16 protein-coding genes, 2 tRNA genes and 1 pseudogene are annotated in these 21,953 nt (G+C 70.5%); 9 read left to right on the top strand and 10 right to left on the bottom strand.

What is annotated here, in order from left to right; translation table 11 throughout:
• Nucleotides 1-12 precede the first annotated feature (12 nt).
• The 4 genes from ACZ466_RS55700 (at nt 13) to ACZ466_RS55685 (ending at nt 5,837) form a co-directional block, all read left to right on the top strand.
• On the top strand, nt 13-1,161 hold the full coding sequence (locus ACZ466_RS55700) for a L,D-transpeptidase (protein ID WP_378292297.1): 1,149 nt from the start codon (nt 13-15) through the stop codon (nt 1,159-1,161).
• 99 nt (nt 1,162-1,260) lie between these two features.
• Nucleotides 1,261-2,871 carry a protein kinase domain-containing protein gene (locus ACZ466_RS55695; protein WP_378292295.1) on the top strand — a complete coding sequence of 537 codons (1,611 nt, stop codon included), beginning with the start codon at nt 1,261-1,263 and terminating at the stop codon, nt 2,869-2,871.
• Between the two features lie 172 nt (nt 2,872-3,043).
• Nucleotides 3,044-4,225: a L,D-transpeptidase gene (locus ACZ466_RS55690; RefSeq protein ID WP_378292293.1), complete on the top strand. Its 1,182-nt coding sequence runs from the start codon at nt 3,044-3,046 to the stop codon at nt 4,223-4,225.
• A 136-nt stretch (nt 4,226-4,361) separates the two neighbouring features.
• Nucleotides 4,362-5,837, top strand: a complete 1,476-nt coding sequence (locus tag ACZ466_RS55685; RefSeq protein ID WP_378292291.1) for a glycosyltransferase family 4 protein — start codon at nt 4,362-4,364, stop codon at nt 5,835-5,837.
• A gap of 5 nt (nt 5,838-5,842) precedes the next feature.
• Here the strand turns inward: ACZ466_RS55685 and ACZ466_RS55680 are convergent, their stop codons facing one another.
• Nucleotides 5,843-6,220 carry a hypothetical protein gene (locus ACZ466_RS55680; protein WP_378292289.1) on the bottom strand — a complete coding sequence of 126 codons (378 nt, stop codon included), beginning with the start codon at nt 6,218-6,220 and terminating at the stop codon, nt 5,843-5,845.
• A gap of 130 nt (nt 6,221-6,350) precedes the next feature.
• On the bottom strand, nt 6,351-6,923 hold the full coding sequence (locus ACZ466_RS55675; RefSeq protein WP_378292287.1) for a flavin reductase family protein: 573 nt from the start codon (nt 6,921-6,923) through the stop codon (nt 6,351-6,353).
• Between the two features lie 151 nt (nt 6,924-7,074).
• On the opposite strand from ACZ466_RS55675, the gene ACZ466_RS55670 reads away from it, so the two are divergent.
• Nucleotides 7,075-7,860: an SDR family oxidoreductase gene (locus ACZ466_RS55670; RefSeq protein ID WP_378292285.1), complete on the top strand. Its 786-nt coding sequence runs from the start codon at nt 7,075-7,077 to the stop codon at nt 7,858-7,860.
• On the opposite strand, the gene ACZ466_RS55665 is transcribed toward ACZ466_RS55670, so the two are convergent.
• Nucleotides 7,854-8,549, bottom strand: coding sequence for a ferritin-like domain-containing protein (locus ACZ466_RS55665; RefSeq protein WP_378292283.1), 696 nt, complete (start codon nt 8,547-8,549; stop codon nt 7,854-7,856). The genes ACZ466_RS55670 and ACZ466_RS55665 overlap by 7 nt on opposite strands.
• A 233-nt stretch (nt 8,550-8,782) precedes the next feature.
• Here ACZ466_RS55665 and ACZ466_RS55660 point away from each other — a divergent pair.
• Together ACZ466_RS55660 and ACZ466_RS55655 are read left to right on the top strand one after the other, a co-directional pair.
• Nucleotides 8,783-8,854 (top strand) — tRNA-Glu (locus tag ACZ466_RS55660).
• A 1-nt stretch (nt 8,855) separates the two neighbouring features.
• A tRNA-Glu gene (locus ACZ466_RS55655) sits at nt 8,856-8,927 on the top strand.
• A 494-nt stretch (nt 8,928-9,421) separates the two neighbouring features.
• On the opposite strand, the gene ACZ466_RS55650 is transcribed toward ACZ466_RS55655, so the two are convergent.
• From ACZ466_RS55650 to ACZ466_RS55630, 5 genes and pseudogenes are all read right to left on the bottom strand, one after another.
• Nucleotides 9,422-10,642, bottom strand: coding sequence for an IS256 family transposase (locus ACZ466_RS55650; protein WP_378292281.1), 1,221 nt, complete (start codon nt 10,640-10,642; stop codon nt 9,422-9,424).
• Between the two features lie 17 nt (nt 10,643-10,659).
• Nucleotides 10,660-11,886, bottom strand: a complete 1,227-nt coding sequence (locus ACZ466_RS55645; protein WP_378292279.1) for an IS110 family RNA-guided transposase — start codon at nt 11,884-11,886, stop codon at nt 10,660-10,662.
• Nucleotides 11,887-12,713: 827 nt separating this feature from the next.
• Entirely contained in the window at nt 12,714-13,451 is a 738-nt protein-coding gene (locus tag ACZ466_RS55640) for a DUF4386 domain-containing protein (protein WP_378292277.1), read from the bottom strand.
• Nucleotides 13,452-14,236: 785 nt separating this feature from the next.
• The gene (locus tag ACZ466_RS55635) at nt 14,237-14,971 is read right to left on the bottom strand and encodes an enoyl-CoA hydratase-related protein (RefSeq protein WP_378292275.1); all 735 of its coding nucleotides are present in this window, start codon (nt 14,969-14,971) and stop codon (nt 14,237-14,239) included.
• Nucleotides 14,971-15,702, bottom strand: a pseudogene (locus ACZ466_RS55630) (SDR family NAD(P)-dependent oxidoreductase); the annotation flags it as partial. The gene ACZ466_RS55635 and the pseudogene ACZ466_RS55630, both read right to left, overlap by 1 nt.
• A 326-nt stretch (nt 15,703-16,028) precedes the next feature.
• On the opposite strand from ACZ466_RS55630, the gene ACZ466_RS55625 reads away from it, so the two are divergent.
• The gene (locus ACZ466_RS55625; RefSeq protein ID WP_464042562.1) at nt 16,029-18,164 is read left to right on the top strand and encodes a (Fe-S)-binding protein; all 2,136 of its coding nucleotides are present in this window, start codon (nt 16,029-16,031) and stop codon (nt 18,162-18,164) included.
• 191 nt (nt 18,165-18,355) lie between these two features.
• On the opposite strand, the gene ACZ466_RS55620 is transcribed toward ACZ466_RS55625, so the two are convergent.
• Nucleotides 18,356-19,510, bottom strand: a complete 1,155-nt coding sequence (locus ACZ466_RS55620) for an acyl-CoA dehydrogenase family protein (protein WP_378283475.1) — start codon at nt 19,508-19,510, stop codon at nt 18,356-18,358.
• A 397-nt stretch (nt 19,511-19,907) separates the two neighbouring features.
• Here ACZ466_RS55620 and ACZ466_RS55615 point away from each other — a divergent pair, with 397 nt between their 5' ends.
• Entirely contained in the window at nt 19,908-20,693 is a 786-nt protein-coding gene (locus ACZ466_RS55615) for a FadR/GntR family transcriptional regulator (protein WP_378283477.1), read from the top strand.
• Between the two features lie 311 nt (nt 20,694-21,004).
• Here the strand turns inward: ACZ466_RS55615 and ACZ466_RS55610 are convergent, their stop codons facing one another.
• Nucleotides 21,005-21,940: an LLM class flavin-dependent oxidoreductase gene (locus ACZ466_RS55610; protein WP_378283478.1), complete on the bottom strand. Its 936-nt coding sequence runs from the start codon at nt 21,938-21,940 to the stop codon at nt 21,005-21,007.
• Nucleotides 21,941-21,953 lie beyond the last annotated feature (13 nt).

The raw sequence follows: 21,953 nt of genomic DNA, 5'->3' as shown, positions 1-21,953 counted from the left end.
GGTCGTTTCGGCATGGTCGTGACCGGGGGCGCCGGAGCGGTCCTCGTCCTGGCCGCGGCCGGCTGCGGCGGCGGGAGCGAGCAGGGCGAACTGGCCTCGGAGAAGTCCGGCGCGGTGACCATCACGCCGGGGAACGGGACGGCGTCCGTCAAGCCCGACGGCCCCATCGAGGTACGGGTCGCCGACGGCACGCTGGAGAACGTCACCGTCCAGGGCCAGGGCGTCACCGTCACCGGGAAGATGGCCGGGGACAAGAAGAGCTGGAAGTCGGACCGCACGCTGTCCCTGGGGACCTCGTACACCGTCACCGCCCAGGCCCGCAACGACGGCAAGACCAACACCGCGACCAGCACCTTCACCACGCTCAAGCCGGAGAAGACGCTGTCGGTGCTCGACGTCACGCCCAGCCTCAAGGGCGAGAAGGTCGGCGTGGGCATGCCGATCATGGTCCGGTTCAACCGGGCGGTGACCGACAAGGCCGCGGTCGAGCGCACCTTCCAGGTCACCCCGGAGAAGCCGGTCGAGGGCGCCTGGCGCTGGATCGGGTCCGACCAGGTGATCTACCGGACCAAGACGTACTGGGAGCCGCACCAGACGGTCCGCTTCACCGCGCGGCTGGCGGGCCTGAACGCCGGGTCCGGCGTGTACGGCGCCAAGGACGTCGACCAGAGCATCACGATCGGCGCCGAGCAGATCACCAAGGGCGACATCAGCAAGCACCACATGACGGTCACCCGGGACGGCAAGAAGCTGCGCCGGGTGCCGTTCAGCGCGGGCAACGGGACCACGCGCGAGTACACCACCACCAGCGGCGTCCACCTGCTGATGGGCAAGGAGAACCCGGTCACCATGGTGTCGCCGGGCCGCAAGCCGGGCGACCCGGGCTACTACAAGACCGTGGTCAACCACGGCGTCCGGATCTCCAACAGCGGTGAGTTCACGCACGCGATGGCGTCCACGGTCGGCGTCCAGGGCAGCGCGAACGTCAGCCACGGCTGCCTCAACCTCAGCCCGGCCAACGCCAAGTGGTACTACGACATCATGCAGCGCGGCGACGTGATGGACCTGACCGGCAGCGACCGCGAGCTCGAGCCGTTCAACGGCTGGGGCTTCTGGCAGATGTCCTACGACGGCTGGAAGAAGGGCAGCGCCCTCGCCTGAGCCGCGATCCGGGCGGGCCCGTCCCGCCCATCGCCCTGGTTTGCGGGGACCGCGTCCGGTTCGGAATGCTGGACGCGGTCCGACCCCCTGGGAGCTCACATGGCCGATGGCGTCCCCTCGCTGCCCGCCAAGGCGCTGCCGCGCCGCGACGGCGATCCTGAGCGGATCGGCGACTACGAGGTGCTCGGTTTCCTCGGCGAGGGCGGGATGGGCTCGGTCTACCTCGGCCGGGGCCCGGCGGGCGCGGCGGACCTGGTGGCGGTCAAGGTCGTCCGCGCCGACCACGCCCGGCACGGGCAGTTCCGCGAGCGCTTCCGCCGCGAGGCCGCCAGCGCGCTGAAGGTCCCGCGCTTCTGCACCGCCGAGGTCCTGGACGCCGGTCCGGACGCCGAGCGGCCCTACCTGGTCACCGAGTACATCGACGGCCCCACCCTGGACGAGGCCGTGGAGGAGGGCGGGCCGCTGCGCCGCGCCGAGCTGGAGCAGCTCGGCGTCAGCATGGCCGCGGCCCTGGCCGGCATCCACGGCGCCGGGGTCGTCCACCGCGACCTGAAGCCCGGCAACGTGCTGCTGAGCCGGATGGGCCCGCGCGTGATCGACTTCGGCATCGCCAGCGCGCTGGACACCACCCACCAGCTCACCGCGACGGGCCAGATCATCGGGACGCCCGCGTACATGGCGCCCGAGCAGTTCGAGGGGGACGGGGCCACCGAGGCCAGCGACGTGTTCGCCTGGGGCTCGGTCATGGCGTACGCGGCGACCGGGCGGCGCGCGTTCGGGGCCGGGCCCTCGCAGGCGATCGCGTACCGGATCGTGCACGGCGAGCCCGACCTGGAGGGCGTCGAGGAGCCGATGCGCGGGGTGATCGCCGCGGCCCTGGCCAAGGACCCGGCGGGGCGTCCCACGGCGCGCGGGCTGCTCTCCCGGCTGGGCGTGCCGGGCGGCGACCCCGCCGCGGCCGCCGGACGGCCGGGCGTCCCCGGCGTCCCGGCCCCGCCGCCGAGCGGGCGGTCCGACCTCCCGCCGCCGATGCCGCCCCCGCCGCCCTCGATGCCGCCCTCGCGGCCGCCGTCGGGCGGCCACGCGTGGCCTGGCGCGACCGGGCCCGGCGGACGTCCTGGTCCGCGGCAGACCCAGCCGAGCATGTCCTTCGGCGGTCTGGTGAGGCCGGACGGAGAGGTCCGCTTGGGGGTCCTCGTCCGCAGGGCCGCGATCTCCGCCCTGCTGCTGGTCGCGTTCGTGGTGGCGATCGTGACCGTGCCCCGCCTGCTGGACGACGAGGGCGGCGGCGACGGCGGTTCGGGCGGGGGCTCCGGCGGCGCCTCCGGCACGGGCTCAAGCACGGGCTCAAGCACGGGGGCCGCGGGTCTCGCGGGCCGCTACACCAGCGACTACGGGGAGATGTACGTCCGGGTGGAGGGCTCGGACGTCTGGATGATCTACCGCTGGATGGGCAAGAGCCGGGTCCGCGGCGTGCTGGAGAACGGCGTCGTGAACGCCCATTACACCGAGGGCTCGGGCGCCGTTCCGACCGGGCGGGTGCGGTTCGCCGTCAACCGCTCGGGAAACGCGGTCTCCCTGGACGGCAAGTGGTCGACCTCCGGCGAGCTGACCCACGACTGGGACGGGCTCCGCGTCGACGACGCGATCCCCGCCGACATCGCCGCCGACCTGCGCGACCCGTCCCTCTTCCCGCCCCCGCCGGGGTAGCCGCGCGGTCCCCGCAACTGTTTGATCTCGGGCCCGGGTAATGTACCGGTCATCCCCTCGCCAATGGATGTTTGTCGCTAATGTCTCCCTGGTAGCGGCGGGGTTCTGGAGGTTCAGGGTGCAGCGGAGGCTTTCCGCAGGGGTCCGGGCGGGCGCGGGAGTGACGGGGGCCTTGCTGCTCCTGACGACGGCGTGCTCCGGCGGGGACGGGGGCGACGGGGTCACCGTCGGGGGCAAGGGCGAGGCCGGCAGCCCGCAGGTGACCGTCTCGCCGGGCGACGGCGAGGGCAAGGCCAGGCCCGAGAACGGTGTCACGGTGACCGCCGCCGGCGGGACGATCGAGCAGGTCGCGCTCACCCGCAAGGGGCGGCCGGTCGAGGGCGCGCTGTCGCCCGACAAGACCAGCTGGAAGTCGCGCACCCTGCGGCCCGGGACCGAGTACCAGGTCACCGCGGTCGCCAAGAGCCCGCAGGGCAAGTCCACCACCGTCACCAGCACCTTCACCACGGTGAAGGCGGCCGCCCAGCTGGGCGTCGCCGACATCACCCCGATGCAGGGGGAGAAGGTCGGCGTCGGGATGCCGATCATCGTGACGTTCAACCGGGCGGTGCAGGACAAGAAGGCCGTCGAGCGCGCCCTGCAGGTCAAGTCGACCAAGCCCGCGACCGGTGCCTGGTTCTGGCCGAGCGCGCAGCAGGTGATCTTCCGGCCCAAGAACGGCGAGTACTGGCAGCCCAACCAGCAGGTCACGTTCTCGGCCAGGCTGAGCGGCGTCAAGTCCGGCACCCGCACCTACGGCATGGCCGACGTCAACCGCCGGTTCACCATCGGCGACTCGCACATCGTCACCGCCAGCACCAAGACCAAGCGGCTGGTGGTGAAGAAGAACGGCGTGAAGATCAAGAGCTGGCCGATCAGCGCGGGCAAGGGCGGCCGGGTCGTGAACGGGGTGGACACCTTCCTCACCACCAGCGGCATCCACCTGACCATGGGCAAGGAGAACCCGGCGGTCATGACGTCGGAGTGGATGGGCGTCGACCCCAAGGACAAGAAGAACGGCGGCTACAAGGAGGTCATCCCGCACGCCGTGCGGATCTCCAACAGCGGCGAGTACGTCCACTCGATGGCCGCCACCGTCTGGGCCCAGGGCCGGCAGAACGTCAGCCACGGCTGCCTGAACTCGCCGCCCGCCGCCGCCCAGTGGTTCTACAACTTCGCCTACCGCGGCGACATCGTCGTCATCACCGGCAGCAAGCGCCGCCTGGAGTGGAACAACGGGTGGAGCTACTACGAGATGCCGTGGGAGCGGTGGGTCCAGGGCGGTGCCCTCGACCGCACCGTGAGCACCGCCTGAGCCGCGGGGCGCCGCCCGCCTGACGGGTCACCGGTTCTGACCAGGCCGCATCGGGACCGTCCTCACTTGTTGAAACCGCCCAAGTGCGGGGGAGAAGGTGAGAGACCGGGAAACCTCCCAAGAGCGGGGAGAACCGATGAGTCGGGACATAACCGGCAAGGGGGATGGTGACCCTGAGGCGGGCGGCCGGCCACCGGCGGACGATCAGCGGGGCCGCGTGCCCGTGCGGGCGCGACTCCGGGCCAAGTCCAAGACGAACGCGCACTGGGCGGCGCGGCCCGTGCACCGGACGCTGCGGCGGTCGGTGCTGGCGATCGTACGGTGCCTCCTGGCGATGCGCCGCCCGCCCCGGCCGGGCGAGCGGCTGCGCGTCCGCGTCCTGCTCCAGCATGCCAACGGGACCGGCGGGACCATCCGCACCGTCCTCAACCTCGGCGGCCATCTCGCCCGCGAGCACGACGTGGAGATCGTCAGCGTGTTCCGGCGCAGCGCCGAGCCCTTCTTCACCGTCTCGCCGCGGCTGCGGATCCGGTTCGCGGACGACCGGACCGGCCCGCCGCGGGGCCGGGTCGCCCGGCTGCCGTTCCGGCTGCTGTCCCGGCTGCCCAGCGTGATCACGCCGGTGGACGACGCCTCGTTCCGCGGCATGTCGCTCTGGTCGGACCTGCTGCTGCTCCGCGTCCTGTGCGGGCGGCAGCCCGACGTGCTGATCGGGACCAGGCCGTCGCTGAACCTGCTGGTCGCCGACCTGGCGCCGCGCGGCGTGGTGACGATCGGGCAGGACCACATGAACCTGGCCGCCTACCGTCCCGGGCTGCGCCGCGAGATCGAGCGCGCCTACCCGCGGCTGACCGCGGTGTCGGTGCTGACCGAGCGCTCCCGGGCCGACTACACCGCCGTGCTGGCGGGCGCGCCCACCCGGGTCGTGCGGATCCCCAACGCGCTGCCCGTGCTGCCCGGAGGGCCGTCCCCGCGCGAGCGCAAGGTCATCCTGGCGGCCGGCCGGCTCACCCGGCAGAAGGGCTTCGACCTGCTGGTGCGGGCGTACGAGCCGCTGGCCGCCGAGCACCCCGACTGGACGCTGCGCATCTTCGGCGCCGGCGCCCGGCGGGACCGGCTGCGCCAGATGATCGACGAGCGCGGGCTGGCGGGGCGGGTGGTGCTGCGCGGCCGCACCCCCGACCTGGCGGGAGAGATGGAGCGCGCCTCGGTGTACGTGCTGTCGTCCCGGTTCGAGGGCATGCCGATGGTGATCATCGAGGCGATGAGCAAGGGCCTGCCCGTGGTGGCCTTCGACTGCCCGACCGGTCCCGGCGAGATGATCCAGAACGGCGGCGACGGCCTGCTGGTGCCCGAGGGCGACGTGGCCGGGCTCACCGCCGCGCTGCGCACGGTGATCGAGGACCCGGCGCTGCGGGAGCGGCTCGGCGAGCGGGCGCTGGCCTCGTCCGGTGCGTACCACCTCGACCGGATCGGCCCGCAATGGTCGCGGCTGCTCCGCGAGCTGAGCCCGGGGCCCGCGCCCGAAGCGCTGCCCGCGCGCCGCCGCCGGACGGTGACCGCGGTCGCCCTCATCGGGCTGGCGCTGGGCCTCCTGGGCTCGGACGCCTGACCCGGTCAGCCCGCGCCCGGGGTGGCGCTGCGCAGCAGCTTCGCGCACGCCTTCAGCGCGTTCTGCGCCTTGACCGCGTCCTGCTCAGGCTGCCCGGTCTGGCTCTGCCCCGCGTCCGGCACATAGACACCGTGCTTGCGCATGCACTCCGCGAAGGCGTTGTAGACCTTCGTCGGCGGGTTGCTGGGAGACGCACCGTTCCCGGAATCGCTCTTGGGGACGGGGCTGGGAGGCGTCCGGCCGCCGGTGGAGCCGGGCGTGCTCACCACTGGGGGCGAGGACCCTTCACCGGCCTCGCCGCCGCCACCTCCACACCCGACGACGGTCAGCGCGATCGCGGGGACCAGCGCCGCCAGGGCGAGGCGGCCGGGGGACGCAGACATGATCTTCCTCGTTTCCTGGGGGACGGCACGGACCGATATCGTGCGTGCCCGCGCGCCGCCCGGGATACTAAGGAGCCGCCGATTTCGGCCGTCCCGAGTTAGCAGTGAGCCGCGATCCCCAGGCGGCGCCTCACCCCCAGTGGTCGCCCCACGCCCACAGATCCGCCGCGGGAACGGCCGGGGGCTCCCGCCGGTCGACCCCGAAACCGCTCCGGAAGAAGATCAGCGGCCGGGCGTCACTCGGCGTCTCCAACTCCCGCACCAGCCCGATCACCACGTCATGGTCGCCGGCGGCGTGCACGTCCCGGATGTCGGCGTGCACCCGCGCCAGCACGCCGCGCAGCGCCGGCGCGCCCCAGCGGGAACGGTCCCACTCCAGGCCCTCGAACTTCGCGCCCTTGCTGGACCCGAACCGCAGGCAGACCTCCTCCTGGTCCTCGCCGAGCACGTTCACGCAGAACCTGCCCGCCGCCCGGATCCGCGGCCAGGTGCGCCCGCCGCGGTCGGCGCAGAACAGCACCAGCGGCGGCTCCAGCGACACCGACGCGAACGACTGGCAGGCGAAGCCCACCGGCTCCCCGCCGTCCAGCGCGGTGATCACGGTGACGCCGGTGGCGAACGCCCCCAGCGCGCGCCGCAGCTCGTCGGGGGTCGGCGGGGGCGGATCGCGCAGATCCGACGGGGGCCGGGGCTCGGCCGTCATGGTTCACCTCGGAGCTCGGGTCGCGGACATGGCCGGACGGCCACGGCCGTTCGCACACGAACCTAGAACGCCGGGGCACCCCTGCGCACGTCCGGGGTGCCGCCCGCGATCAAGCCTTGTAGGGTCGTCGTGATCAACCGGGAGGTGCGACATGACCGGCGGTGCACGCACGATCGCCGTGAGCGGCGCCGCGTCCGGCATCGGACGGGCCCTCGCCGACCTGCTGCGCGAGCGCGGCGACCGGGTGATCGGCGTCGACCGCGACCAGAGCGACGTCCGCGCCGACCTGTCGGTCCCCGAAGGCCGCGAAGAGGCCGTACGGGGCGTCCTGGATATCTGCGGCGGCGTCCTCGACGGCGTCGTCGCCTGCGCCGGCATCTCCGACCCCGAACCGCTGACGATCCGGGTCAACTTCTTCGGCGTGACCGGGCTCCTGGAGGGGCTGCGCCCGGCGCTGGCCGCCGCGCCCGCACCCCGCGCGGCCGTGGTCGGCTCCATCTCCGGCACCCAGCCCGTCGACCGCGCCGTCGTCGCCGCGTGCCTGGAGGCAGGCGAGGAGGAGGCACTGCGCCTGGCGCGCGAGGCCGTCGCCCGCGACCGGGGCGGGCGGCTCTACCCCTCGTCCAAGTCGGCGCTGGCCCGCTGGCTGCGCGCCGCGGCGGTCACCCCGGACTGGGCCGGGGCCGGCATCCCCCTCAACGCGATCGCGCCCGGCGTCGTGCGCACCCCGATGACCGCCCCGCTGTTCGAGGACGAGACCATGCGCAAGATCATGGACCAGGCGGTCCCGATGCCGCTGAACGGCCACGCCGGCCCGGAGGTCGTCGCCGAGGCGCTGCACTGGCTCATCAGCCCCGGCAACTCCCACATGACCGGCCAGGTCGTCTACCTGGACGGTGGCGCCGAGGCCATGCGCCGTGGCCCCGACGTCTACTGAATCATCCCCGCCGCGGTACCGGCCTCGGCCATCACCTCGCGCACGAACCGGACCCGCCCCCGGCCCAGCCGCCGCAGCGTCCGCCCGTGATCGGCGACGATCACCAGGGCACCGCCGGCGACCGCCGCCCGCCAGGCCAGGAGCACCCCGGCCCGCACCGGCCCCGGAACCCCCGCCAGCCCCTGCCGCATCCGGCGGCAGTGGAACGGCACGTGCCGCCGCTCGTCGGCCAGCAGCCGCCCCGCCACCTCCTTGGTGAGCGGATCGCGCGTCCCCTCGTGCAGGGCCCGGTAGAACCCCGTCGCGATCACCTCGGCCACCATCAGCACCATCAGCTCCAGCCGAAGACCCATCGCGCGCCGCGCCCACACGAAGATCGCATCGCTCCAGTGCGTCCCGATCGTCCCGGCCCCGGCGGCGGCCAGCAACCGCTCCAGCATCCGCGCGTGGTTCTGCTCCTCGGCGATGAAGAGCCGCAACGCCGCGGTGTACTCGGCGTCGCCGGCCCGCTCGGCCTTGCCGATCAGGAACGCGCCGTCCCCGTCCTCACCGACCTGGAAGCGCTGGAGGCTGCGCACCACGCACGGCTCCAGCCGCGCGCCCCGTCCCCACTCCGGGTCGCCCGCCACCGCACGGGCGCGCACCTCCTCCTCGAAGCCCCGCAGCCACCCCGTGAACTCGGTTCGCATCGATCCTCCACACCTGGTCGCCGTCCAGCCCAACCCAACCGACCCGATGTGGCCCTTTCGGCGGCGAAATGAGGAGGTCCTGAAAATGTGTTGCCCGCACGCGCCAGATCCGGCATCGTGATGGGCATGACGGAAGAGCGCGAACCCCCCGCCACGGGAGCCGGTTGAACGGGTGACCCCCTCACCCCTCGCCGCCTTCCGGGCTCCCGGAACAGCGGCTCTTTCTTTTTCCAGGCGCGTTCGTCCAGTGGTCAGGACACCACGTTCTCAGCGTGGGGACACGAGTTCGATTCTCGTACGCGCTACGGCCGGGTCGACTAACGGCAGGTCCCCTCACTTTCAATGAGGAAGGCGCGGGTTCGAACCCCGTCCCGGCTACAAGAACCCCCAGCTCAGACCCCGAATTAAAGATCACCTTAACGATCTCAAGATCGTTTGCCATCACGATGTCATCAGGATTCTCCGCCACCGGATGACACCGCCCAGCACCCTGCGATCCCCGGGATGCCCGCACCTCGACAGGGGAACTGCTCGACCAGACCCCGGTCGCAAGAAGGGGGCGTCTGCGTGGTGACCAACGGCTCTGGCCTGCTCTGGACGGGTTCATCTCACTGAGGCGCCCCGAAACGCAAGCACGGGTCTCGACCATCTTGTGCGGGCTGGCTGCCGGCCCGGCGCCGAGCCGTAGGGTCGTGCGGCACCCCATCGACATCCCACCGGGCCGTGGTGAACGGCTGCAGGCAGCGGCGGGCCCGCAGTCGTACTTCCCGGCGCTGCCACCTGTGCGAACGCATCATCCAAAAGCAGCCTGCAACGGTCACGTCCAGCGGAGTGGTGTACGAGCGGCCTCCGCGTGTTCCTGTTTCTGCAGGTTAAGCTGTGAGTTCTCGCTGGTCGATCTTGGGGTCGGGTGTGGTGCCCTCGATAACCCGCAGTCGGGCTTTGGTCAGGAATTCCAGGCCCATGTAGCGGCGGGCCTCGGTCCATTCGTCGGTCTGTTCCATCAACACCGCGCCGACCAGGCGGATGATGGCCGGGCGGTCGGGGAAGATCCCGACGACGTCGGTGCGGCGGCGGATCTCCTTGTTCAACCGCTCCTGCGGGTTGTTGGACCAGATCTGCCGCCACAACTGCCGGGGGAACGCCGCGAACGCCAGCAGATCGTCGCGGGCCTGGTCCAGATGCTCGGCCGCGTCCGGGTGCTTGGCCGCCAGCGAGTCGACCACCCGGGCGTGCTGGGCCGCCACCTCTTCAGCGGCGGGCTGGTCGAAGATGGTGCGCACCAGCGTCGCCACCCAGGGCTGCGCGCTCTTGGGGACCTTGGCGAGCAGGTTGCGCAGGTAGTGGGTCCGGCAGCGCTGCCAGACCGCGCCCGGCAGAGTCGCGGCGATCGCCTCGACCAAGCCGCGGTGGGCGTCGGAGACCACCAGCTGGACCCCGGACAGGCCGCGGGCGACCAGTCCCCGGAGGAAGGCCAGCCAGCCGGCGCCGTCCTCGGCCGAGGTCACCTCGACCCCGAGGATCTCGCGGTGCCCGTCGGCGTTGACCCCGGTGGCGATCAGGACGTGGACGTTGACGGTGCGGCCGCCCTCGCGGACCTTCTGGGTCAGGGCGTCCACCCACACGAACGCGTACGGTCCCGCCTCCAGCGGGCGGTTGCGGAACGCGGCGACCTGGGCGTCCAGCACCTTGGACATCTCGCTGACCTGGCTCTTGGAGATGTTCTTGATGCCCATCTGCTCGACCAGCCTGTCCACCCGCCGGGTGGACACGCCCAGCAGATACGAGGTCGCCACCACGCTGATCAGGGCCTGCTCGGCCCGGCGGCGCCGCTCCAGCAGCCACTCGGGAAAGTAGGTTCCCGACCGCAGCTTGGGAATCTGCAGGTCGATCGTCCCGGCCCGGGTGTCCCAGCCCCGTTCCCGATACCCGTTTCGGCGGTTGACGCGTTCGCCGCTGCGCTCGCCATAGCCGGCGCCGCACATCGCGTCAGCCTCGGCCGACATGAGCGCCTCGGCCATCGTCTTGACCATCGACCGCAACACATCGGGCTCACACGCCCCGATCTGCTCGGCCAACCACCCGGCAGACATCCGATCTTCCTAAGGTGTCAAGCGGCGGCTGCCAGTCGGGTGCGGAAGGCGTTTGCTTCGTCATAGAGCCGGCCGGTCTGCAGGCAGTGGTACAGGCAGCCGAGCATGCGGTTGAAGGTGTTGCGGAGCGCGCTGGAATGCCGGTCCCCGGCGGCTCTCCGGTGGTCATAGTGAGCGCGCGGGCCGGGCGCCCGGAGTGAGGCGAACGCCCAGACATGACCAGCAGCGGCCAGGCGTTGGTTCTTCACCTTGCGGTGGTGGACCACCATGCTGCGTCCAGAGGCGCGGGTGATGGGAGCTGATCCGGCATAGGCCTTGAGTGCGCGGGCATCGGCGAACCGGGCCCGGTCGTCGCCGACTTCGGCCAGCACGCGGGCACCGGTAAGGTCGGCCAGGCCGGGGAAACTGACGATGATCGCGGCGTCGGGATGCTGGTGAAATGCCTGGCTGGTGGCTTCGGCGAGGTCGTCGGCGGCCTGGCAGGCGGCGTCCAGCTGCAGCAGCAGGGCCCGGGCCTGCTGGCCGAGCGCGGCCTCGATCATGGGGAGCTGATGCAGATGCTCCTGACGCAGGACGGCTTGGAGTTCTTCGGCACGCCTGTCCAAGTTGCGTTGGCGGCCGGCGCGGCGCAGCGCCGCCCGCAACTGGGTCTTGGTGAGCTTGGCGGCCCCGGTGGGGGTCGGGGCCGCGGTGAGGACGGCGCGGGCTTCGCAGGAGGTCAGCCCGACATTCTTGACCTGGAATGCATGGAGCGCGGCGGGGAAGAACTCGCGCAGCAGTGAACGGAGCTGGTTGGCCAGCTGCTGGCGGTTCCAGACCGCGTCCTGCTGAGCGCGGGCCAGCACTGCGATGGACTGCACGAGTTCGGAATCCTCCGGCAGCGGCCGGTGATGGGCGGCGTCGACGCGCAGAATGTTCGCCAGCGTGAACGCGTCGGCGTGGTCGCTCTTGGACCGGGCGACGGTGTGACGCTCGCGATAGCGGGCGACGGCGAGCGGGTTGATCGCATAGACCCGGCGGCCGGTGGCGCGCAGGCAGGAGACCAGCAGGCCGCGGCTGGTCTCGATGGCGACCGGGATCTGCTCGTTGGCCTGGTCGCCGTGTTCGGCGAGCAGATCGGCCAGGGCCTGCCAGCCCGCGACGTCATCGCTGATGCGGCGGCGCGCGAGGAGTTGGCCGTCGGCGTCCACCAGAGCGACATCGTGGTGCCTCTCCGCCCAGTCGATTCCGCATGTCACCTTCAACTACCGTGCTCCTTCCGGGGGTTGGTGCAGCTCAGAGCCGCGCAGGGGCACGCCACGCCCTAATGAGAGAGCTCGACGGCTCGACATCCGATCAGCAGTTCGTGGCCCCAGCCCGCCACAGGGTCCGCGCTCTTCGGTGAGGACTCAAGGCCCCGGTCAACGGAGCGGTGTTCCCTGTGGTCGGCTCAGAACACGATCCTGCCGAGGTCATTGATGCGGTGGGTGGTGATCGAGAGGCGCCGGGCCGCGCTGCCTATGGGGAGGACTTCATGTCCAGGGACACCCGAGGCGTCTCCCGGCACCCTTCGATCACCACCCACCCATCGCTCATCCCGATCGCGCACTGCCTGCGAGGAAGAGGTCAAGCCTCGGGGTCCACATAGGCATCGATCGAGAATGAGCTACAGGGACCGAAGCCCCTCGGGAGTCATTAGGAAGAGGTCAAGCCTCGGGGTCCACATAGGCATCGATCGAGAATGAGCTACAGGGACCGAAGCCCCTCGGGAGTCATTAGGGTCCACACTGTTGTCCACGGCCATCGCGTGCTCTTCTCCTTCGGTTCTTGGTCGATTCGAAGGATCACGCGGTGGCCGCCTCACGTCACGACGCCATGCCCTTTGACCTGGTCAAACTCGTACACCACCTCCGCGGACGCAACCCCTGCAACCCGGCCGCGTCCAGGTGCTCTGGCCTGGCCACCTCTTCCGCCTCAACACACCTGAAGCCTCGCAGCGGTGGCCGTCTTGCTTACCCAGACTCCCCAAGATCTCGATCTGCGCCCGGAATACAAAGCCCGAGAGCCACAGGACTCCGGATGATGCGACCCGTCACGCTGTGGTCTTGGGGGCCGTTTCTGTGATGAGGGGGGCGGGGCGGAAGCCCTTGGTGAGGAGCCAGATGCCCAGTGATGCTTCCCAGACGATTTCTGGTGCCGTGAACAGGAAGTTCATCGGGGACTGCTGCTCGTAGGCGCCGAACAGGACAGCGGTCGCGGTGGCGCAGGCGATGGGGCCTCCGATGAGCCCGATGAGCGCCATGGGGCGTGGCACCAGGCCCGACCGGTACATCAGGTAGCCCAGCAGCAGCCCGTTGCCGAAGCCCGCGCAGAAGGCGGGGCCGAGCAGGAACGTCTGATCCTTCAACGCCACCAGTGCCTGGCCGATCAGAGCGGCATTGGCGCCGCCCCCGCCCGAGAGGTCCTGCCGCAACGTCACGACGGCGAGCACACTGATGACCCCCATCACGATGACGGTCGACTCGAGGACTCGCAAGGCGATGTAACCGAGGGCGATGCTCTCGCTCTGCCGCTTCAGGATCGGAAACAGCACGACCGCGGTGGCGATGTTCGCGACGGCGGTCAGAATCTCAAGGAGGGCGCCAAGCCGCACCTGCGTGTCCGCGCCCGCTCCCAGGATGTAGTTCGCGTCATTGAGGACCGGGTCGTACAGCAACGCCGCGGGGATCGAGAAGACGAAGGTGAGGATGAACCAGACACCGGCGATCCTGGCGGTCCGCTGAACGACGTCCACCGAGGTTTCCGGAGTCCGAGATTGGATCGGGTTCACCTGACTCTCCAAGGCTTGGATCGGCCCCCGCCTGATTGTCGGGACAGTCGTAGAGAATCATGCCGAACGGGCGCTGTCCCCACCCGCTGGTGGCCGGTTCAAGCCGCGCCTCAGTCGTGGGGAGGATGGTAGGTGGTCGTCTGGCCTCTCCCGCCATGTTGTTCGATGCTGGTCTTGGAGTTCTGGCACGGTGTGTCCGCCGGCCGCCAAGGCGCCGAGCGTCTCGTTCGCAAGGCGGTCCACCAATTCTCGGGTGGCGTCATTGCTCAACTGGGCGGGCGCTTTCAGTGTCACAGCACGTCCGGCGCGACGGCGGTGGAGTTGCGACGCACCAGGCCGCGCACCGCTGGCCGCTGGCTCGGTCAGCGACCGCCGCCTCTTGCGGGACGGTCGGCCAGCCCGAGCTCGGCCATCCGCGCCGCAACCGTGTTGACCGACACCTTCCGGCCCGCCTTTCGTAGGTGCTCGGCTGTGTGGAGCATGCGGTCCACTCGGCCTTCCGCGCGGCTTCGGCCAGGTTGTGCGCCTGCCGCCTTTCGGAGTCCGGGGCCGTGGAAGGGGCCGGCTGGACGGTACGGTCGGCGCACGCGACCTTGAGCGAGGCGGGTGGTTCAGGTCGCCGACGGAGAGGCGACGTCCCGGCTTGGCTCCGGGAGTATGGAGCAGGGCCGAGATGGCCAAGCCGGCATGCCGTAGGGCGCGTGGCGACCGCTCCGCCCTGCATGCCCGTGCCCGTTCTTCCTGTCCCGACGGTTCTGCGTGATGGCGTGCGACCGCCCGCCTCTTCACACTGACCAGTTGAGGCGCTGGTTCTCGCGCCAGCGCCGGAGCTCGGCCTCCTCGAAGGCCAGGGCGTCGTCGAGGGACCTGTCGGCGTTCTCGTCGTAGAGCTTCCGGACGATCGCGACGAGCTCCTGCCTGGCCGTGGCGATGTTGCCGGCGATCGTTCGGGCTCTCGTCACGAGCTCCTCCGCATCGACGAGCTCGCTCAGCAGGCCGGCGCGAAGGGCGGCCTGCGCGTCGAGCCGGACGCCGCCGAGGCTCATGGCCTTGGCCGTGCGGGTTCCGACGGCACGGCTCAGCCGGGCGGTCATCCCGCCGCCGGGGAACGCGCCGATCTTCACATGGGTGTCGGCGAACATCGCCTGCGGGCCGCCGATCAGGAAGTCGCAGCCGAGGGCCAGTTCGAGGCCGCCCGCGACGGCCGGGCCGTTGACCGCTCCGACGAGCGGCTTGGACAGCCTGCCGAAGCGGCGGATGAGCGCACCGACCGTGCGCCGGTCGGCATCGGCGGCGGCGAAGACCTTCAGGTCCAGCCCGGCACAGAACGCGCGGCCGGAACCGGTGATCACCGCGACCCGCGCCGCGTCGTCCTCCTCGAACCGGCTCAGCGCCTCGTCGAGAGCGGTGACCAGGTCGGGCGACAGGGCATTGCGCGCGTCGGGCCTGTTGAGGGTCAGGGTCAGGACGCCGTCGGTCAGTTCGGTCACCAGGACCCGGGAGGAGGTCGTCTCGTGCATCAGAAGATCCCGTATCCGCCGTCGAGGCGCAGGCAGTCGCCGGTGTGGAACGAGGAGGCGGGGCTCGCGAGGTAGATCGCGACGCCCGCCCAGTCCTCAGGCGTGCCCCAGCGCCTGAGGGGGATCCGCGCCATCACCTTCTCGGCGACCGCGGGGTTGTCCAGCCAGCCGTCGAGGACGGGCGAGCGGGTCCAGCCCGGCAGGACCGCGTTGGCCCGGATCCGGTACTTGCCGAATTCCACGGCCAGTGAGCGCGACAGCGCCAGCAGTCCGGCCTTCGCAGCGGCGTAGGCCTGTTCGCGTGGAGCTCCGAAGAGCGCGGCCACGCTCGAGGTCAGCACGATGCTGCCGCCGTTGCCGAGCTCGACCATGGTGCGCGCGGCCTCGCGCGTGGTGAGGTAGGCGCCGTCCAGGTCGACCCGCATCAGGTCGCGCCATTGCTGGAGCGTCGAGTCGAGGTAGCGCGGGTTGGTCATCGAATTGGCCAAGGCCGCGTTGGCGAAGCAGGAGTCCAGCCGGGAGAACTCCTCGACCGTCCTGGCGAAGCCGGCGACGACGGCGTCTTCGTCGGCGATGTCGATCTCGTAGGCGGCGACCCGGTGGCCGTGCGCGGCGAGGCGCTCGGCCGCGGACTCGTTCTTGCCGGGATTCCTGCCCCAGATGCAGACGTCGGCTCCGGCGCGGGCCAGCCCTTCGGCCATGCCGAGACCCACGCCGGAGTTCCCACCGGTGACGAGCGCGACATGGCCGGTGAGATCGAGGGGGGTGCGGTGTGGTCACGATGTGCTTCCTTGGTGAGAAGTCGCGACCTCGCAGCTCGGCCCACGTGCGCCTCGGCCGCACCGCGCGGGCGGCGGCCGAGTGGTCGAGGTGCCTCCGGCCCCGGCGGCGCGCTGCCGTGCCTGCGGGCCTCACAGGTCGACTCATGGTCCGAGAAATAGTAATCTAATTTGACTGATTTGCAAGTCTGGTGCGGTGGAGTGCGTCCGGCGCCGGCCCAGCGGTGATTCTGGTCTCGGGGCGATCGTCATCGCCCGTACCTCAGGAGGACGGAACTGTGCAGTACGCGATCACGTTGATCGTCGGGCTCGTCGGTGTAGCGGTGGCGCTAGCGCTGGCGGGCCGGCGGGTGAGGTTCCTGTGGGATCTGTTCAAGAGCGGTCAGCCCGACCCCGATCGTGTTCTTCAGCTCAAGCGTGACAAGAAGAGCGGTGTGGAGGGGCAGGTCACCGAGGTCCTGGGGCAGCGCAAGCTGCTGAAGTGGACGGTGGCCGGTGCGGCGCATCTGGCGGTGATGTGGGCGTTCCTGCTGCTGATCACCGTGTACGGCGAGGCGGGCGTCCAGCTGCTGTTCGGGTTGCACGCCCACATCCCGTTCCTGCAGACCTGGGGGCCGATCGGGTTCGTCCAGGACACGATCGCGCTGGCGTGCCTGGCCGGTCTGGCCACCTTCGCGCTCATCCGGGTGAGGAACTCGCCGAAGAAGCTGGACCGGGGATCGCGGTTCAAGGGCTCGCACACCGGCGGCGCGTGGCTGATCCTGTTCATGATCTTCAACGTGATCTGGACGATGCTGGCCTTCCGCGGCATGGAGGTCGCCAACGGCAACTTCTCCTACGGCAGGGCCGCCTACGCCTCCTACGGCGTCGGGCAGCTGCTGGAGAACATCGGCGAACCCGACAGCGGCCTGCTGAACGGGCTGGAGGCCTTCTTCCTGCTGGCCCACATCGGCGTGGCGCTGATCTTCCTGGTGATCGTGGTCAACTCCAAGCACCTGCACATCTTCATCGCGCCGCTGAACGTGATGTTCAAGCGCCGCCCCGACGGGCTGGGCGCGGTGCAGCCGATGATGAGCCGGGGCAAGCCGCTGGACTTCGAGGAGGCCGACCCCGACGAGGACACCTTCGGGCGCGGGAAGATCGAGGACTTCACCTGGAAGGGCTTCCTGGACATGGCGACCTGCACCGAGTGCGGGCGCTGCCAGTCCCAGTGCCCGGCCTGGAACACCGGCAAGCCGCTGTCCCCGAAGATGGTGGTGCTGGAGCTGCGCGACCACGCCTTCGCCAAGGCCCCCTACATGCTGGCCTCGGAGGAGGAGCGGGCCGCCTTCACCGACGAGCAGAGGGCCGCCATGCAGGTGGACAAGGAGCTGGTCGGCGAGGACGGGGTCATCCACCCCGACGTGCTGTGGTCGTGCACCAACTGCGGTGCGTGCGTGGAGCAGTGCCCGGTCGACATCGAGCACATCGACCACATCCTGGACATGCGCCGCTTCCAGGTGATGATCGAGTCCTCGTTCCCGTCGGAGGCGGGGGTGATGCTCAAGAACCTGGAGAACAAGGGCAACCCCTGGGGCATGTCGGAGATGAAGCGCCTGGAGTGGATCGAGGAGCTGGACTTCGAGGTCGAGGTCGTCGACGACAAGCTGTCGGAGGACACCGAGTACCTGTTCTGGGTCGGGTGCGCGGGGGCGCTGGAGGACCGGGCCAAGAAGACCACCAAGGCGGTCGCCGAGCTGCTGCACATCGCCGGCGTCAAGTTCGCGGTGCTGGGCCCGATGGAGGCCTGCACCGGCGACCCGGCCCGCCGCCTGGGCATGGAGTTCGTGTTCCAGATGCTCGGCCAGCAGAACGTCGAGACGCTCAACGACGCGGGCGCCAAGAAGATCGTGGCGACCTGCCCGCACTGCTTCAACACCCTGGCCAATGAGTACCCGCAGATCGGCGGGGACTACGAGGTCGTGCACCACACCCAGCTGCTGGCGCACCTGGTCGAGGAGGGCAGGCTCACCCCGGTCACCCCGATCGAGGAGAACATCACCTACCACGACCCCTGCTTCCTGGGCCGTCACAACAAGGTCTACAAGCAGCCCCGCGACATCATGGCCACCGTCCCGGGCGTCAAGACCCAGGAGATGCACCGGCACAAGGACCGCGGTTTCTGCTGCGGCGCCGGCGGTGCGCGGATGTGGATGGAGGAGCGGATCGGCAAGCGCATCAACACCGAGCGGGTGGACGAGGCGCTGACCACCGACCCCGACACCGTCTCCACCGCGTGCCCGTTCTGCCTGGTGATGCTGGGCGATGCCATCAACGAGAAGAAGAACTCCGGCGAGGCCAAGGAATCGCTGGAGGTCGTGGACGTCTCCCAGCTCCTCATCCGCTCCATCAAGGGCGAAGGCACCGCCGAATGACCTCCTGGACGAACGCGAACAGGCCCCTGAGCCCATCGGTCGTGGTTGGGCCCAAGGGCTTGGAACACGGGTGAAAAAATCGGGAGAGCGTCTTGCTCGATCGAGTCGGCCCGGGGAGCGTCCGTGCGGATCGGTTCACTGTCCGCGCTGACCATGACGAGGGCCTGTCCGGTCGTGCCTGGTGGAGTGGGTCAGGACGAAGCGCCGCTCCCAGGTGTGGCGGCGAGCAGTTCGCGCGCCATGATGATCTGCTGGATCTCCGCCACGCCTTGGGCGACGTCGAAGAACACCGACTCGCGGTAGAGACGTTCCACCACCATGTCCTTGGTCAGCCCGTACGCGCCGCACACATGCAGCGCCGCCTGAGCGGCCTCCCGCGCGGCCCGTCCCGACACGAGACGGGCCGCGGCGGCCTCCGCGGCGATTCTTTCCCCCCGGTCGAGCAGGTCGGCGCAGGTCAGGACCAGGGACTCGGCGCCGACGACATCCGCGGCGGCCTTTCCGAGGAGCGCCTGCACGGTGGGGAAACGCCTGCCTATCGGCGTGCCGCGGTACTCGCGGGTCAGAGCGTAGGACGCGGCCTCTTCCAGGGCCCGCGTGGCGATCCCCACGCAGATCATCGACGCGCGCACCTTGCCGAACGCCTCACCGGCCAGCATGACCTCGAACCCGCTGTCCAGGCCGCCCACCAGGCCGTCGTCGTCCACCCGCACGTTATCCAGGGTGACCGGCCGGGCCTCCGTCCCACCCATCGACAGCACCTCGCTCGGCCGGCCGGCCTGCCAGCCCGGGAGAGAGGTGTCCACCAGGAACGCTCCCAGCGCCTTGTCGGAGGTCCTTGCGAACACCAGCGCCAGCTGGGCCTGTTCGGAGAAGGAGATGAACTGCTTGGTGCCCGAGAGCGTCCAGCCCGTGCCGTCGCGCCGGGCCTGGGTGGTGATCTGACGGGGGTCCGAACCGGTCGCCGGCTCGGTGAACGCCCACGCCGCCATCAACTCTCCGGAGACGAGTCCCGGGACGAAGCGCTCGATCTGCGTGGGCGTGCCGTGCTTGAGCAGGGTCATCGCCACCTGGATGGTGGTGCCGGGGTACAGCGCGGCGACGGCGCAGTGCCGTGCCACCTCGCGGCTCGCCACCATGTAGGCGCGGACCGTGCCGCCATCGCCGCCGTACCGCTCGGCGAACGGCAGCCGGGTCATTCCCAGCTCGCAGACCGCCCGCCACAACTCCGGAGAGAAGCGCTGGTCACGGTCGACCCGCGGGGCCAGCGGGGCGACCGTCTTGGCGGCCTGACCGTCGATGGCGGCGCGCAGCTCCTCCAGCTCCGGCTCTACGCGAAGTCTCACCACGCCTCCGCCAGGGTCGGCAGTCGATGCATCGTCATGGCGAATAAGTTAGATAATATTGTTAATATGTCAAGTTCCAGGCCGGTCCTGCCGGTGGAAGTGCCCGGACCGCAGCCGGGCGTGGCCGACCCCCGGTGGTCAACCGTCCTGTCCCGGGCGGCAAGCCGGCGGCGCAGTGTGCGGGTGGCTTCGACGCCGACGAGCATCCGCGGCCGGACTCCATGCTGGAGAGGGCCGGTGCTCGGGCGCACGGCCGTCTCGGATGACCGACATGCCCTCGCCAATTTAGCCGTAACAGAATAAAGAGATAACTTATTAAATTCTGCTACCCTAGCGTCATGAGAGCTGACACTGCACCGGCCGCTCCCGTCCGGTGCGGGGCGGAAGGCGGAGGAGCGTGACCGAGTCCACCGAGTCGACGACGGGGCCGGGAACGCTGGGCCGGCGCGTCCGCGTCCCCAAGATGGCCGAGCTGGTGGCCGCGCAACTGCGCCGCAAGATCGTGCGCGGTGAGCTGGCCGGCGGGGCGGCCCTGCCCGCCGAGACCACGCTGATGGAGGAGTTCTCGGTCTCGCGGCCGACGTTGCGCGAGGCCTTCCGCGTGCTGGAGTCCGAGGCGCTGATCAGCATCCGGCGCGGTGCCCGGGGCGGCGCGCGGGTGCAGGTTCCGCAGGGAGAGGTCGCGGCCCGGTACGCCGGGCTGGTCCTGGAGTACCGCGGCACCACGCTCCAGGATCTCTACCAGGCCCGGAACCTGATCGAGGCTCCCTGCGCGGGGCTTCTGGCGCAGCGGGCCACCGATGACGACCTCGACCGGCTGCGCACCGCGGTGCGCGAGGCCGAGCTGCTGATCGATGATCCGCCGGCGTTCATCCGCGCGCACATGCAGTTCCACGCGCTGGTGGTCGACATGTCGGGGAACGAGACCATGCGGGTGCTCAACGGCATGGTGCGGCACATCATCGACCAGGCGAACTGGTCGCATGTGGATCTCGACGCGGGCAGCCCCGAGAACATCGTGGCGAACCGGGAGGGCTTCCGGGCCCACGTGCGGCTGGTGGAGCTGGTGGCCGCCCGGCAGTCCGAAGCCGCCGAGGAACTGTGGCGGGCCCACCTCGAGGCCGCGGGGGAGTACCTGTTGAACAACCAGTCGATGACCACGGTGCTCGATCTGCTGGGCTGAGGCGAGCCGGGTCCCTTCTCGAGTGGGCCCGGCGCGCCTCCCGAGAACCGGAACGGGAACCCTGCCTCAGAGGCGGTGCTCCTTGCCGGGAATGGTGAGTCCCGAACGAATCCGGGCTCCTTTATGGCTGCCAGGTTGGACCAACCGCCTTTCACGCGGTCGGATACTCGTCCCGGTGCTCCGGCGCGGCGACGGCCGGGAGGATCTGTGCGAAGCGTCCCTTGGCTCTCTTCATCCCTGCAGGGAATCCGCGCCGCCCAGGGCGGACTTGCCTCTGAGGGGCACCTTCGAGCGGCGCGGAGTCGCGCTCGTCAGGAGTCGGACGGTGCTTTCCGCAGGAGGGTGCGCACGGCGACGGCGCCCTCGATGGTGGCCTGGGCGCCGGCGTCGCCCGTGATCAGGTTGAAGGAGCGGCATCCCGCTCGCACGTACGGCAGCAACGCCGCCGCCACGTCCTCGGGAGTCCCGTACGGGCTGTAACGCTCGAACTTCTCGAAGGGGGTCCGGTAGAGGCGCTCCATCATGGTGGCCAATCCCGGACGGGCCTCGCCGGGGGAGTCGCCGAAACCGCACCAGACGTGCATGCCGTGGCCCCACCGCTTGACCTGGCGGCCGCGTGCCGAGGCGAGCTCGGCGATCCGGGCGCAGGACGCGGCGTACCGCTCGGGCGTGGTCCACAGCCCGAGCCATCCGTCGCCGTGCTCCGCCGTACGGCGCAGCGCCGCGTCGGACCGGCCTCCGACCATGATGGGCACGGCGACCTCCGGCGCCGGCCGGACGGACACGTCGTCGAGCGTGAAGAACTCGCCCGACGCGCTCACCTCCGCGCCGCCGAGCAGCGCCCGGACCAGTGGGATCGCCTCGTCCATCCGCCGCCCGCGCGTCGCCGGGTCGACGCCGCACGCGCGGTACTCGGCGGGGTCTTCCCCGCCCACGCCGACACCGAAGACCACTCGGCCGGGGGCCAGGCCCGCCAGAGACGCGACCTGCCGCGCCACCGGAACGGGATGGCGCAGGGGCAGCAGGTAGACCGCCGTCTGGACGGTGACGCGCGTCGACAGCGCCGCCAGCGCCGTGGCGTGGAGGAGGCCGTCGAAGCCCTGGCCTCCCTTGAAGGTCACGTGGTCGCCGACGAACAGCCGGTCGATTCCGGCCTCCTCGGCGTCCGCCACGAAATCCCGCAGCGCCGCCGCGTCGTGGAAGAGCTCGTGCGGCACGCGCACTCCCACGGTGATCTCATCGTCCATCTGTCCTCCGTAC

The organism is Actinomadura rugatobispora (genome assembly GCF_055379765.1).
Note: the sequence above shows the minus strand (reverse complement) of the source record. Positions and strands in the feature narration are given on the sequence as shown.